The sequence below is a fragment of the Desulfotomaculum sp. OF05-3 genome, assembly GCF_003435535.1.
GTDB classification, from domain to species: domain Bacteria; phylum Bacillota; class Clostridia; order Lachnospirales; family Lachnospiraceae; genus Pilosibacter; species Pilosibacter fragilis.
Genome location: NZ_QWGO01000013.1, coordinates 47,933 through 62,710 on the forward strand (window position 1 = coordinate 47,933; position 14,778 = coordinate 62,710).

The window sequence follows — 14,778 nt, forward strand, 5'->3', positions numbered from 1 at the left end:
AAAACTTCATTTTTTAAAGAAATCAGATGTCTGTTTTTGTTCTTTTTTTGATACAAACGCCGAAAACGGCCATTTCTGTTAAAAAGTTAACCGATTTCCAATTGTAGAAAAATTCCAAATATGCTATACTACGGTGTGATGGGTACTATGAAATTTTATAGAAAGAAGGTTTGTTAAATGGGTCTGAGCACATTTATAGGCGGCGTTCATCCTTATGAGGGAAAAGAACTGTCCGCAGATAAGCCGATTCAGGTGATCCAGCCGAAGGGTGAGCTGGTTTATCCTCTCTCCCAGCATATCGGTGCTCCGGCGAAACCACTTGTTGCCAAGGGTGACAAGGTCCTGGTTGGCCAGAAGATCGCTGAAGCAGGCGGCTTCATTTCCGCAAATGTTATCTGTTCCGTATCCGGTACAGTAAAGGGAATCGAACCGCGTCTGGTTGCGAACGGAGCAATCGTACAGTCCATTATCGTTGAGAACGATAACGAGTACACAGCAATCGAAGGTTTTGGCGAAAAACGCGATTACACAAAACTTTCCAAGGAAGAGATCCGGAATATCGTAAAAGAAGCCGGTATCGTAGGTCTCGGCGGCGCAGGTTTCCCGACCAACGTAAAACTTGCACCGAAGGATGACAACGCGATCGATCACATTATCGTAAATGCGGCCGAGTGTGAGCCGTATCTGACAAGTGACTATCGCCTGATGATGGAGCAGCCGGAGAGACTGATCGGCGGCATCAAAGTCATGTTAAGCATGTTCCCGAACGCGAAGGGCGTGATCGGAATCGAGGAGAACAAGCCGGAGGCGATCAAGCTTCTGGAAGGTCTCGTAAAAGACGAGCCAAAGATCACGGTATGTCCGTTAAAGACAAAGTATCCGCAGGGCGGCGAGCGTTTCCTGATCTATGCGGTTACGGGCGGACGCGAGATCAACTCCACTATGCTTCCGGCGGATGCAGGATGTATCGTAGATAACGTAGACACTGTTATTTCTATTTATAACGCTGTCTGCGAGAGCACACCGTTAATTCGTAAGATCATTACCGTTACCGGTGATGCGGTTAAGAATCCGCAGAACTTCCAGGTTCCGCTCGGTATGTGCTACCGGGAGATCCTCGAGGCTGCAGGTGGATTTAAGGAAGAGCCGGAAAAGATGATCTCCGGTGGTCCGATGATGGGACAGGCATTATTCTCTCTGGATATTCCGGTCATGAAGAACTCTTCTGCCCTGACCTGCTTCATAAAAGATCCGGTTGCGGCAAATCTGGAATCTCCGTGTATTCGCTGTGGACGCTGTATCGAGGTATGTCCTGGTCATGTTGTCCCGCAGATGATGATGGCGGCAGCAGAAAGAAATGATCTTGCCCTGTTCGAAAAATTAAATGGTATGGAGTGCTGCGAATGCGGCTCCTGTACTTTCATCTGCCCTGCCCACAGACCGCTGACCCAGGCATTCAAAGAGATGCGTAAGGCAGTCATGGCAGCCAGAAGAAAGAAAGCGTAGGAGGTGTGACAAATGAGTAAATTATTAAACGTATCATCATCCCCTCATGTACGCTGCGGTGTTTCCACAAAGAACCTGATGTACGATGTAGCGATCGCAATGCTGCCGGCTACGATCTGGGGTGTGATGCAGTTCGGTATCCGTTCCCTGATCGTTGTAGTAGCAACGGTTCTTTCCTGCGTACTCAGTGAGTACATTTTTGAAACCCTGATGCACAAGCCGGTTACCATCAGTGATGGCAGTGCCCTTGTCACAGGTATGATCCTTGGATTAAACATGCCGCCGGCAATTCCGTTATGGATGCCGATCCTTGGCGGTGTATTCGCGATCATTGTCGTAAAACAGCTTTACGGCGGACTTGGTCAGAACTGGATGAACCCGGCTCTGGCGGCAAGATGCTTTATGCTGATCTCCTTTGCACAGGCTATGACAAAGTTCACAGACCCGGTAACAGATGCAGTTGCAAGCGCAACTCCTCTTGCGGCGATCAAAGCCGGTGATACATATGATCTTGCAGCAATGTTTATCGGTAAGATCCCGGGAACTATCGGTGAGGTTTCCGTAATTGCCCTTTTAATCGGTGCAGCATACCTGCTCGTTAAGAAAGTAATTACGATCCGCATCCCGGCAGCATATATCCTTTCCTTTGCAGTATTCGCATTTATCTTTGGCCAGCACAATATCAACTACGTGCTTGCTGAGATCTGCGGCGGCGGACTGATCTTCGGTGCATTCTTCATGGCTACCGACTATGTAACAAGCCCGATCACTGCAAAAGGACAGATCGTATTTGGTATCTGCCTTGGTATTTTAACAGGACTGTTCCGTATCTTCGGAAGCGGTGCAGAGGGCGTTTCTTACGCGATCATCTTCTGCAACATGCTTGTTCCGTTGATTGAGAAGGTAACTCTCCCGACAGCATTCGGAAAAGGGGGTAAGAAAAATGGCAGCAAGTAAGTCTGGATTTATGAAAGATGCCCTGATCCTTTGTGCGATCACCCTGGTTTCCGGTTTATGTCTCGGCGTTGTCTATGATGTGACAAAAGCTCCGATCGAGGCGGCTACCATCGCAGCCAACAACGCAACCTACAAACAGGTCCTTCCGGAGGCAGAGAGCTTCGATGATGTGGAAGGTTCCACAGAAAAGATCGCTGAGACAGCAGATGAGATCGCAAATCTCGGCTTCGGCGGCGTTGCGATCGAGTCCGTTCTCGAGGCAAAGGACGCAAGCGGAGCAGTCGTAGGACATGTGATCAACTCCCTGTCTAACGACTCCTATGGCGGAGCTGTCAAGCTCTCTATCGGCTTTGATGCAGACGGCGCCATCACAGGTGTTGGTATCCGTGAGACAAGCGATACTCCTGGTCTTGGCTTAAAGGCGAAAGATGATGACTATAGAAATCAGTACGTTGGCAAGAACTGCGAGAGCTTAAGCGTAACAAAGTCCGGTTCCGCGTCCGACACTGAGATCAATGCCATCAGCGGTGCCACCATCACATCAAACGCTACAACAAACGCAGTCAATGCAGCTTTATACTATCTGCATAACTGCTTAAACTAGGAGGTGGGCATTCATGAATAAATGCGTAGAACGTTTATATAACGGTATTATCAAGGAAAACCCAACCTTCATCCTGATGTTAGGTATGTGTCCGACTCTTGCGACGACAACATCTGCCATCAATGGTCTCGGCATGGGACTTTCCACAACAGCCGTACTGATGTTTTCCAACCTGCTGATCTCTGCACTGCGTAAGATCATTCCGGACAGAGTCCGTATTCCGGCCTTCATCGTAGTCGTAGCCAGCCTGGTTACAGTCGTACAGCTCTTAATGCAGGGCTACGTTCCGTCCCTGTATGCATCTTTGGGTATTTATATCCCGCTTATCGTTGTTAACTGTATCATCCTTGGCCGTGCAGAGTCATATGCCTGCAAGAACGGTCCGGTTGAATCTTTCTTCGATGGTCTTGGTATGGGACTTGGATTCTCCCTTTCCCTTACCGTCATCGGTATGTGCCGTGAGCTCTTCGGTGCAGGTGCGATCTTCGGACACACCGTTATTCCGGAAGCTTACCACATTTCCATCATCATCCTTGCACCGGGTGCTCTGTTCACTCTGGCTATGCTTTCCGCGATCCAGAACAAGCTCCGTCTTCCATGCGCGACAAACGGCGACGCACCGAAGTCTGACCTTGTATGCGGCGGTAACTGCGCAAGCTGTGCAGGCTGTGTCAGCATGACAAACCATGCTGCTCTCGCTGAGAAGAAGGCAGAGGAAGCAGCAGCTGCAGCGGCAGCAAAGAAGGCAGCAGCAGAGAAGGCTCTCGCAGCTAAGAAGGCAGCTGAGGCTGCAAAAGCGGCAGAGGCAGCTAAGACTGAAGCAGCAGACGCCGGCAAAGAAAATTAAGGAGGAAATGGAGAAATGAAAGAACTTTTATTGATCGCCATCGGTTCTGCCCTGGTGAATAACGTTGTTTTAAGCCAGTTCCTCGGTCTTTGCCCGTTCCTTGGTGTATCCAAGAAAACAGAGACAGCAGCTGGTATGGGCGCTGCAGTCGTATTCGTTATTACGATCGCGTCTGCCTGCACAAGCCTTGTTTATGATTTCGTTCTCGTAAAGCTCCATATCGAGTATTTACAGACGATCGTATTTATCCTTGTAATCGCGGCTCTGGTTCAGTTCGTTGAGATGTTCTTAAAGAAGAACATGGTGAGCCTTTATGAGGCACTCGGCGTATACCTTCCGTTAATTACAACAAACTGTGCGGTTCTCGGTGTTGCGCTGACAAACGTACAGAAGAGCTACAACTTCATTCAGAGTGTCGTAAACGGTATCGGTATTTCCGTTGGATTCCTGATCGCCATCGTCCTGCTTGCAGGTATCCGTGAGAAGATCGAGCACAATGATGTGCCGCACGCTTTTCAGGGATCTCCGATCGTTCTGATCACAGCAAGCTTAATGTCGATCGCTCTCTTCGGATTTTCCGGAATGATTTAAGGAGGAACGAGAGATGAACATGACAGGCATTATCATCGCTGCTGCGGTTGTCGGTATCGTCGGTATCGTCATCGGCGTACTCCTTGGAATCGCCAGCGAGAAGTTTAAAGTAGAAGTAGACGAGAAGGAAATTCTGGTTCGTGCAGAGCTTCCGGGCAACAACTGCGGCGGCTGCGGTTACGCAGGCTGTGACGCTCTTGCAAAAGCAATTGCAGAGGGCAAGGCAAAGGTTGACCAGTGTCCGGTCGGCGGCGCTCCGGTAGGAGAAAAGATCGCTGCGATCATGGGCGTTGAAGCTGGTTCCGCTGAGAAGAAGGTTGCATTCGTAAAATGTAAAGGTACCTGCGATAAGGCAACTGTGAAATACAACTACTATGGTATTGACGACTGCCATAAAATCGCAGATGCAGTTCCGGGCGGCGGCTCCAAGGGATGTACCTTTGGATGTCTCGGTTCCGGAAGCTGTGTAAAGGCATGTCAGTTTGACGCGATCCATGTTGTAAACGGTGTTGCCGTTGTCGACAAGGAGAAGTGCGTTGCCTGTGGTAAGTGCGCAGAGGCTTGTCCGCGTCACCTGATCGAGCTCGTTCCGTATAAGGCAAACCACCTTGTACAGTGCAGCTCCCACGACAAAGGACCGGCTGTCAAGAAGGTCTGCGAGGCAGGCTGTATCGGATGTACGCTCTGCACAAAGCAGTGTGAATTCGATGCGATTCATATGGATAACAACGTTGCTGTGATCGATTACACAAAGTGTACCGGCTGCGGCAAGTGCGCGGCGAAGTGCCCGGCACATGTTATTATCTGATTGGGTAACAACATATAGAAAAGACCCGCGGAAGGCAGAAATGCTTTCCGGCGGGTCTTTTTTTGTGTAATAGGAGATTACGCGGAATTTCCTATTACACAAAAGGCACTAACGAGCCAATGATACACACTCGCGTGAAGATGTAGATTGTCGTAGGAGACTGCACCTTGGCGCATTCTTTATTATTTTCGCTAAAGAGATTTGTATGATCAGGACAGTTGGGAGAGGAGTATTTGAAAAAAGATCCCAGAGAAGTTCTCATATAGAATTCCCTGGGATTATGCTTTTGTTTGTTCTGGGTTTAAATCAGATTGACCGGGGTCAAATCAGAATATATTGCCTACTGGATCGTTGTGCCGCCTTTACCGGCTAAAGCGCTCTTTGCACCGTCAAGGGAAGTGATGATCGCGCGCCGTCCTTTTCCTGCGTTGATGAAGTCGATGGAGCTTTCAACCTTCGGCAGCATGGAACCTGTCTTAAAATGGCCTTCCTCGGCATAGCGGGCTGCGTCAGCCGTTGTCATCTTATCGATGTTGATCGGGTGATCACTGCCGTAATTTAATACGACATTCGAAACACCTGTGATGAACATCAGGACATCAGCGTCAAGTTCCTTCGCGAGAAGTCCGGCTGCGCGGTCTTTCTCGATCACAGCGCTGGCACCCTTTAAGTGGGAGCCCTGTTCCATAACCGGGATTCCGCCGCCGCCTGCAGCGATCACCGGCTGGTCAGCATCAGCGAGAGCGCGGATCGCGTCGATCTCAACGATTGCGACCGGCTTCGGAGCCGCAACGATACGGCGGTAGCCGTCGCCTTCCTTCACAACGAAGTTACCCTTTGCCTCTTCCTCTTTTGCCTCCTCGGCGTTCATCACACGTCCAACCACCTTCAGCGGAGTGTAGGAGGACTCATCGTACGGGTCAACTGTAACCTGTGTTAAGATCGTAGATACAGCCTTGTAAATGCCACGTTTGATAAGCTCGGAGCGGAGAGCGTTCTGGAGATCGTAGCCGATATATCCCTGGCTCATTGCGGAGCAGACGGACATCGGAGCCGGAGTGTAACCTTCATGATTTTTCGCAAATTCATTTAACGCGGTGTGGATCATACCGAGCTGCGGAGTATTTCCGTGGGTGATCACAACCTGCCAGCCGTCCTGAATAAAATCAGCGATGGCTTTCGCTGTTTTTGTAACGGCTGTCTTCTGCTCCGGAAGGTTCGTTCCGAGAGCGTCATGTCCAAGTGCTAAAACAAGTCTTTTCTTTGCCATATCGAATCCCTCATTTCTATTACATACCGATATCGTTGGGGCAGATCTGCTTAAAGGGGAGCCGCGGATAAGTTTTCTCCGCGGACCGGTACAAAACGGTCTGCGCCCACGTATTTTCAGATATTTTACCATATATTGAGGAATTAGGGAAGAAAAAACTCAAAGTTTTATGGTTTGACACATATAAAAATTTTCCGAACTGAAAATTTTGCATGACACCACGGTGGCAGCAGCCGAATGTACTCTGTACGTTACTGTACACGGGTAGGAATTTTCTGCACTGAAAATTCCGTACGATACACTTCTGGTAGCAGATTTTGCCGATTTGGAATGCGAAGCATCGGCAAAATCACGTTACTGTACACGCATGCGTGTACAGTAACCTCTGTACCGGAATGAAAGAGAATCGAAAGAAATAATTTTTTGCTTTTTCAGATAATTTATGCTAAAATAAGAACAACTGAGTCGAAAATCGCTGCCGTCCGTGTTCCACACAGCCGGTAACGAAAAACTTCCCATCTGGGGAACGTAAGGAGGAAACAATTTTGAAGCTGTTATCGATAGCAATTCCGTGCTATAATTCAGCGGCGTATATGGAAAATTGTATCAAGTCTCTGCTTCCGGGCGGAAATGAAGTGGAGATCCTGATCGTGGACGACGGTTCCACAAAAGACAATACGGCCGAGATCGCTGACCGCTATGAGAAAGAATATCCGGGGATCTGCAAGGCGATCCATCAGGAGAACGGCGGCCACGGAGCTGCCGTCAATGCCGGTTTAAAGGCCGCTTCCGGAATCTTTTTCAAGGTCGTGGACAGTGATGACTGGGTCAATGAGCAGGCATACAGACAGGTGCTTGACACCCTGCGCCGCTTCGTCTACGGAAAAGACACCCTCGATATGCTGATCACAAACTTTGTCTATGAGAAACAGGGCGCAAGACACAAGAAGGTCATGAGCTACAAGTTAGCGCTTCCGAAAGATGAGCTCTTTAGCTGGAACGATGTGAAGGTGTTCGTAGCAGGACAGTATATCCTGATGCATTCCGTGATCTACCGCACCGAGCTCTTAAGGGACTGTAAGCTGGAACTCCCGGAGCACACGTTCTATGTGGACAATATCTTTGTCTACGAGCCGCTCCCGCATGTACATACGATGTACTATCTTGATGTGAACTTCTACCGCTACTTTATCGGCCGCTCGGACCAGTCTGTCAACGAACAGGTCATGATCGGAAGGATCGATCAGCAGATCCGTGTGACGAAGCTGATGCTTGGCTACTACGATGTGACAAAGATCCAGAACCGGAAGCTCCGCCACTATATGGTCCGCTATCTGGAGATCATGATGGTCGTCTGCTCGATCCTTGCGATCAAGTCCGGCAGTGAGGAGAATATGGAAAAGAAAAAAGCGTTGTGGGAAGAACTGAAAAAATCCAATCCGGCGCTCTATCTGCGACTCCGCTGGGGCTTCCTGGGACAGGGCATGAACCTTCCGGGAAAAGGCGGAAGATCCCTCTCCATCGCGGGATATAAGATCGCGCAGAAGTTTTTCGGATTTAACTAAATGCCGGGAGATGGATCGAGATCAATGGAAAGTGGTACTACTTCAACCCGATCCCGGACGGAACAAAAGGCATCCTCTACGCAAACCGCAGGACTCCGGACGGCTGGTTTGTGACAGAGGACGGAAACCGGTACGGAAAGAGCAGGTAGTTTCCGGTGTGGTAAGAAGGAAACAGAGGGGAAAAAGATACGGCTGAATTGATGATAGTACACGAGCGTGCCTATGTAAAATAAGCACGCTCGTATAATTTACGCGAAGAACGATCCAAAGTCCGCGCATGCGTGAGACCGTGGCGACTATTGCGATGACAAGGGGAAACTCGCGAAACGTGTTTTCACTTGTTTTACTTTCCAAGAACAATTTTCACGATCAGCACCGTCACTACGCAGATCATCACCGGCCGGATGATCTTCGCGCCGTTTTTGATGGCGAAGCCGGCACCGATATAGTTTCCGAGAACGTTGCTTACGGCACACGGGATCGCGATCATGTAGAACACATTTCCGGAAAGGATATAGGAGAGAAGCGCTGTGTAGTTGGAAACGATCAACGTGAGCTTCGCGTTTCCGGAGGCAGTGCGGACATCATATTTTAAAAGAAACGTGAAGAGCAGCATGGCGATTGTGCCGCCGCCTGGTCCGTAGAGGCTGTCGTAAAGGCCGATGGTCATTCCGATAAAGAGGGCGCGGAGCACATTCGGCAGAATCAGCGGTTTTTTCGTATCGGTATAGTTCCAGGCATTCTTCATAAAGACCACGAGGACCGCGGTGAGTGGAAGCAGTACCATTAACATCGAGCGGATCTGTTCCTCTTTGAGGTAAAAGATGATCCTTGTTCCGAGCATGGAGCAGAGGAACGAGGTCACTGCGCTGATCAGTGTGATCTTAAGGTCGAGACAGCCATTTTTAAAGTATTTCCATGCCGCCACGGTGCTTCCGAAGGCGCACTGGAACTTGTTGCAGCCGTAAACATAGTAGATCGGCATTCCGCACATCATATAAGCCGGAAGCGCGATCAGGCCGCCTCCTCCGGCGATAGAGTCGATAAATCCCGCAATGAAGAGGAGCGGGCAGAGCCAGATCAGATTATGGATGTATTCCATGGATATCCCCCTTGTATTTTTGCGGCGGGCAGATGAAAAAATGCTGCAATGCCGCTTTTTCTGATAAAATTCAGGTTGAGACCTGTCCTTCCATACTATATAAGAACTCTCAAAAAGTCAACCGGTTTTCCGGCAGGAGCGCTTCTTTGCGCTGCACACTGCAGCCTGCCTGTCGGTGCGATGAACGCATTTCTGGCAGAATTGAACCGTACAAGACACCTTGACAGAACCGGGATTCTATGGTAAATTTATTGAGTTAAAATGCGTCGAAGAGGAACAGTAAGAGAGAAGACGGGGTACAGAGAACTGCCGGGCGGTGCGAGGCAGAGTCCAGAAGCTTTCCGAACTCGCCTCGGAGCAGCATGCTGAAAGAGCAGGCAGAGCAGCGGGAAAACGAAACGCTGTCTGCGGATATCCTCAGATAGGCATTGCCGGTTTCCGCCGTTATCGGAAAATGAGTGCATACGGGTGAAGCCCTGTATGAAATAGAGTGGTACCGCGTGAGAATCTAAGTCCCCCACGTCTCTATAAAATTATGATAGAGATAGAGGGACTTTTTTGTTGCCCAGAAACCAGAAAAGCGGTCAGGCAATCGAACAGGGTCTGGGAGTTCCCGGATTCCGGTAAATGCAGCGGCGGCAGGCGAAATCCGCGGAGCGTATTTTTGCACCGCCTTCAACGATATGAAATGGAGGAGAAAAGCGTCATGGCACAGTACAACCACACCGCCATTGAGAGCAAGTGGCGTGAGAACTGGGAAAAGAATCCGATCAATGTCAATGATGGAAAGAAAGAGAAGTATTACTGTCTGGATATGTTCCCGTATCCGTCCGGCAGTGGACTTCATGTAGGTCACTGGAGAGGTTATGTAATCTCCGATGTATGGAGCCGTTATCAGTTATTAAAGGGAAAATATGTGATCCACCCGATGGGCTGGGACGCGTTCGGCCTTCCGGCTGAGAACTACGCGATCAAGATGGGGGTTCATCCGGCGATCTCCACAGCGTCAAATATCAAAAATATCAAACGCCAGATCAACCAGATCGCAGCACTCTATGACTGGGATATGGAAGTAAACACGACAGATCCGTCCTTCTACAAATGGACCCAGTGGATCTTCGTACAGATGTTCAAAAAAGGACTCGCATATGAGAAGGAATTCCCGATCAACTGGTGTCCGTCCTGTAAGACAGGCCTCGCGAACGAGGAAGTTGTAAACGGCTGCTGCGAGCGCTGCGGCACACCGGTTACAAAGAAGAATCTCCGTCAGTGGATGTTAAAGATCACAGCATACGCAGACCGTCTTCTGGATGATCTTGACAAGCTTGACTGGCCGGAGAAGGTTAAAAAGATGCAGACAGACTGGATCGGTAAATCCTACGGTGCAGAAGTTGAGTTCCCGGTAAAGGGACGCGACGAGAAGATCACTGTCTACACGACAAGACCGGATACGCTTCACGGCGCAACCTTCATGGTACTCTCCCCGGAGCATAAGCTTGCGAAAGAGCTTGCAACGGATGAGACGAGAGAGGCTGTTGAGAAGTACATCTTCGACGCTTCCATGAAGTCCAACGTAGACCGTCTCCAGGGCAAGGAAAAGACAGGCGTATTTACAGGTTCCTACGCAATCAACCCGTTAAACGGAAAAGAGGTTCCGATCTGGCTGTCCGACTATGTACTTGCTGATTACGGTACCGGCGCTATCATGTGCGTACCTGCCCATGATGACCGTGACTTCGAATTCGCAAAGAAATTCGGTCTCCCGATCATCCAGGTCATCGCTCAGGACGGCAAAGAGATTGAGAATATGACAGAAGCTTACACAGACGCGAAGGGAACCATGATCAACTCCGGTGAGTGGAACGGCATGGAATCCTCCGTATTAAAGAAAGAAGCTCCGCACATCATCGAGAAGATGGGTATCGGTAAGAAGACTGTGAACTACAAGCTCCGTGACTGGGTATTCTCCCGTCAGCGTTACTGGGGCGAGCCGATCCCGATCGTTCACTGCCCGAAGTGCGGAAATGTTCCGGTTCCGGAGGATCAGCTTCCGTTAAAGCTTCCGGAGGTTGAGAGCTATCAGCCGACCGGTACCGGTGAGTCCCCGCTTGCGGCGATCGATTCCTGGGTCAACACGACATGCCCGTGCTGCGGCGCACCGGCAAAACGTGAGACAAACACCATGCCGCAGTGGGCCGGTTCTTCCTGGTACTTCTTACGTTATGTGGACAACAAGAACGATCAGGAACTCGTATCCAAAGAGAAAGCAGACAAGTACCTTCCGGTAGATATGTATATCGGCGGTGTTGAGCATGCTGTCCTTCACCTTCTGTACTCCAGATTCTACACGAAGTTCTTATATGATATCGGAGTGGTAGACTTTGACGAGCCGTTCAAGAAGCTGTTCAATCAGGGTATGATCACCGGTAAGAACGGTATCAAGATGAGTAAGTCCAAAGGAAACGTTGTCTCCCCGGATGATCTCGTAAGAGATTACGGCTGTGATGCGTTGAGAATGTACGAGCTCTTCGTTGGACCGCCGGAGCTTGATGCCGAGTGGGACGACAGAGGAATCGAGGGCGTTGCCAGATTCTTAAATCGTTTCTACAATCTTGTGATGGACAGCAAGGACAAGGATATCAAGGAGACAAAGGAGATGGTGAAGCTCCGCCACAAGCTTGTCTACGATATCGAGACACGTTTCAACCAGTTCAGCCTGAATACGGTCGTATCCGGATTCATGGAGTACTGCAATAAGCTCACAGACGTCGCAAAGAAGGAAGGCGGAATCGACAAGGAGACCTTAAAGACCTTCGTGATCTTACTGGCTCCGTTTACTCCACACCTTGGCGAGGAGCTCTGGAGAGAGCTTGGCGGTACAGACAGCGTATTCCACGCGACCTGGCCGGAGTGCGATGAGGAAGCCATGAAGGACGATGAGATCGAGGTTGCCGTACAGGTAAACGGTAAGGTCAAAGCGGTCATCATGGTTCCGGCTGACATCGCAAAAGAGGACGCGATCGCTGCGGGTAAAGCTGCGGTAGAAGGAAAGATCACCGGAAACATCGTGAAGGAGATCTATGTTCCGAAGAAGATCGTAAACCTTGTTGTAAAATAAAAAGTAATGATTCAGCAGGTCTGCGCATCTGCTGCGTTGATTGCAGTAAAGCATAAGCTTGAATGCAGTGAACAGTTACGATAAATAAGAGCAGCAGTTCAGACATGTGATAGAGACTGGGACCTGCTGCAGCAAATTGAGGCATTGAAAGTCGCTTTCTAAGCAGAAACGGCTTTCAGTGCCTTTTTTGCTTCTGTGAGTCAATAAAGACATATATTCCTCGCACATGTACATAATGTCAAAAAACAGAAAATAAATTATATAAAATAAACAAAATAATCGTAAAACTGTGAATTTAATTGACAATAAGTGACAAATGGTGATATTCTTATTTTATAAATTTTAAGAAGGACAGTGCAGATGAGATACCTGTCTGAAAATAAGAGGGAGGATATGCGAATGAAAAAAAGAACAGCAGCGAGGTCGATGGCGGCACTTATGGGAGCAGCAATGGTGCTCACAGCCTGTGGAGGTGGAAACACTACAGCTCCTACGACAGGTGCTTCTTCCGGAGGAGAGACTCAGACAGCTTCTGAGAGTGCAGAAAGCGGGAAGATCACAAAAACAGATATCGTTGTCGGTCAGGCGTCGGATATTGTTACGCTTGATCCTGCGGGACAACAGGATACGACTTCGGGTGTGCTGATGAAACATGCGTACAGTACGCTTTTGGACGTTGATAATGAAGGAAAGGTGGTTCCGGATCTGGCAGAAAGCTATGAGATGAAGAGCGACACGGAGTATGTGTTTAAACTCCGCGAAGATGCCTGCTTCTGGGACGGCACTCCGGTGACAGCTCAGGATGTTAAATTTTCTCTGGATCGCGCGAAGGGAATGCCGAAGACAAAGTCGAATACCTCAAAGATCGAGGAGGTTACCGTAAATGGGGATCATGAGGTAACGATTAAACTGACAGAGCCGTATGCAGCATTTAAAACAATCGTAACACAGCACAACCTGAGTATCCTTTCAGAGAAAGCCGTGACGGAAGCGGGAGATTCATATGGTGATGTGGATAATCTTCTCGGATCAGGGCCATTTAAGGTAACAGAGTGGGTGCCAAACGATCATTATACTCTTGTAAGAAACGATAATTATTGGGGGGAGATGCCGATCGCAACCTCTATTACCTGTCGTGTGATCCCGGAGGGAAGTGCCCGCACGATCGCTCTTGAAGCAGGAGAGATTGATGTTGTCTGGAGCGTAGATCCGACAGACTGCGCAAATGTAGAGTCAAATCCTGATGTAAAACTTCTTTCGCAGCCGTCAACAGGTATTGACTACGTGGGAATGAACACCCAGAAAGAAAAGTTTTCTGATAAGAGAGTCCGTCAGGCTATCAACTACGCCCTTGATAAGCAGACCTTCGTTGACACGATCATTGAAGGACGCGGTCTTGTAGCAAACAGCTATATCAATGCAGCAATCCCGGGATGGACCGATGAAGTGGAAGCTTATCCGTATGATCCGGAAAAAGCGAAAGAATTGTTGGCGGAAGCCGGATATCCGGATGGATTTGAATGCTCGATTTTTGTAAATGGCGATCTCCGTACTCGTTCTGCACAGATTCTACAGGCTCAGCTTGCGGATGTAGGAATCAAGGTCGACATTTCCACATATGAGTGGGGTGCCCTTCTTGATACTTTAAATGCAGGCGAACACGAAATGTTTCTTCTTGGCTGGTCCAACACGAGCTTTGATCCGGACGGAAGTACCTATCAGTTATTCTATTCCGGAAATCATGGTGCAACCGGAAACCGCGCATTCTTCTCAAATGACAAGGTTGATGAACTGATCCTTTCTGCACAGCGGGAGAGCGAAGAGTCAAAACGTATGGAACTTTACAAAGAACTCCAGTTTGTACTTCATGATGAATCTCCGTGGTGTCCGTTATACTACAAAGAGAATAACGTTGGTGTGCGCGCAGACTTAAAGGGATTTACTCTTCATGCAGGCGCACAGCATTATCTTGGTAACTGCCATTACGAAGAATAGATACAGCGAAATCAGGAGCATTCAAATCGTTTAATAAATTTCTGATAATATAAATATTCGGAGAAATTTGGGGCGGGATCTTTTTGATCCCGCCCTTTTAAGAAAATAGAGGGGAAAATGATCCATCTGGAGATCTGAGAACCGGAAAGTGTTAGCGTTTACTATACATAGCAGAAATCCCTCTTTGTTAATTTTGAACAAATTGTAAACAGATTATGGCTATAGAATTGCTGAAACCAAATAAAATAAACAAATTAAACAAAAAATGCGCAGAAAGGAAAACTTTATTGACAAAAATGTTAGAAAATGATATCCTTTAATCATGAAATTCAGAAAAGAGTGTATATATGGGTATAGTAAATATTTACATTCAACGATTACCAACAACACTCTGACGAAACAGAAATAATTTGAA

At 48.5% G+C, this 14,778-nt stretch carries 11 protein-coding genes and 1 other annotated feature; of the genes, 9 read left to right on the forward strand and 2 right to left on the reverse strand.

What is annotated here, in order from left to right; genetic code table 11:
- Positions 1–177 precede the first annotated feature (177 nt).
- From rsxC to DXA87_RS08860, 6 genes are read left to right on the forward strand one after another with little or no spacing between them, the layout of a single operon-like run.
- Complete coding sequence (rsxC, locus tag DXA87_RS08835) at positions 178–1,506, forward strand: electron transport complex subunit RsxC (RefSeq protein WP_117469711.1); 1,329 nt, start codon at positions 178–180, stop codon at positions 1,504–1,506.
- Between the two features lie 12 nt (positions 1,507–1,518).
- Positions 1,519–2,463 carry an RnfABCDGE type electron transport complex subunit D gene (locus DXA87_RS08840; protein ID WP_117469710.1) on the forward strand — a complete coding sequence of 315 codons (945 nt, stop codon included), beginning with the start codon at positions 1,519–1,521 and terminating at the stop codon, positions 2,461–2,463.
- Positions 2,450–3,067, forward strand: a complete 618-nt coding sequence (locus DXA87_RS08845; RefSeq protein ID WP_117469709.1) for an RnfABCDGE type electron transport complex subunit G — start codon at positions 2,450–2,452, stop codon at positions 3,065–3,067. The genes DXA87_RS08840 and DXA87_RS08845 overlap by 14 nt, the downstream gene beginning before the upstream one ends.
- 13 nt (positions 3,068–3,080) lie before the next feature.
- Positions 3,081–3,914 carry an electron transport complex subunit E gene (locus DXA87_RS08850; protein WP_117469708.1) on the forward strand — a complete coding sequence of 278 codons (834 nt, stop codon included), beginning with the start codon at positions 3,081–3,083 and terminating at the stop codon, positions 3,912–3,914.
- A 15-nt stretch (positions 3,915–3,929) separates the two neighbouring features.
- Positions 3,930–4,505, forward strand: coding sequence for an electron transport complex subunit RsxA (gene rsxA / locus DXA87_RS08855; protein ID WP_117469707.1), 576 nt, complete (start codon positions 3,930–3,932; stop codon positions 4,503–4,505).
- 13 nt (positions 4,506–4,518) lie between these two features.
- A complete protein-coding gene (locus DXA87_RS08860; protein WP_117469706.1) occupies positions 4,519–5,313 on the forward strand; it encodes an RnfABCDGE type electron transport complex subunit B in 795 nt (264 codons plus the stop codon).
- A gap of 340 nt (positions 5,314–5,653) precedes the next feature.
- Here DXA87_RS08860 and arcC read toward each other — a convergent pair whose 3' ends face one another.
- Positions 5,654–6,583 carry a carbamate kinase gene (gene arcC / locus DXA87_RS08865; RefSeq protein WP_117469705.1) on the reverse strand — a complete coding sequence of 310 codons (930 nt, stop codon included), beginning with the start codon at positions 6,581–6,583 and terminating at the stop codon, positions 5,654–5,656.
- A 545-nt stretch (positions 6,584–7,128) separates the two neighbouring features.
- Here arcC and DXA87_RS08870 point away from each other — a divergent pair.
- Positions 7,129–8,148 (forward strand): glycosyltransferase family 2 protein, encoded by a 1,020-nt coding sequence (locus DXA87_RS08870; RefSeq protein WP_117503982.1) that lies wholly within the window; start codon positions 7,129–7,131, stop codon positions 8,146–8,148.
- 343 nt (positions 8,149–8,491) lie between these two features.
- Here DXA87_RS08870 and DXA87_RS08880 read toward each other — a convergent pair whose 3' ends face one another.
- Positions 8,492–9,250: a sulfite exporter TauE/SafE family protein gene (locus tag DXA87_RS08880; RefSeq protein WP_117469703.1), complete on the reverse strand. Its 759-nt coding sequence runs from the start codon at positions 9,248–9,250 to the stop codon at positions 8,492–8,494.
- A gap of 257 nt (positions 9,251–9,507) precedes the next feature.
- Positions 9,508–9,780: a binding site (T-box leader), on the forward strand.
- Positions 9,781–9,956: 176 nt separating this feature from the next.
- On the opposite strand from DXA87_RS08880, the gene leuS reads away from it, so the two are divergent.
- Positions 9,957–12,368: a leucine--tRNA ligase gene (leuS, locus tag DXA87_RS08885; protein WP_117469702.1), complete on the forward strand. Its 2,412-nt coding sequence runs from the start codon at positions 9,957–9,959 to the stop codon at positions 12,366–12,368.
- Positions 12,369–12,767: 399 nt separating this feature from the next.
- Positions 12,768–14,363, forward strand: a complete 1,596-nt coding sequence (locus DXA87_RS08890; protein WP_158553059.1) for an ABC transporter substrate-binding protein — start codon at positions 12,768–12,770, stop codon at positions 14,361–14,363.
- The last annotated feature ends 415 nt before the right edge of the window (positions 14,364–14,778 follow it).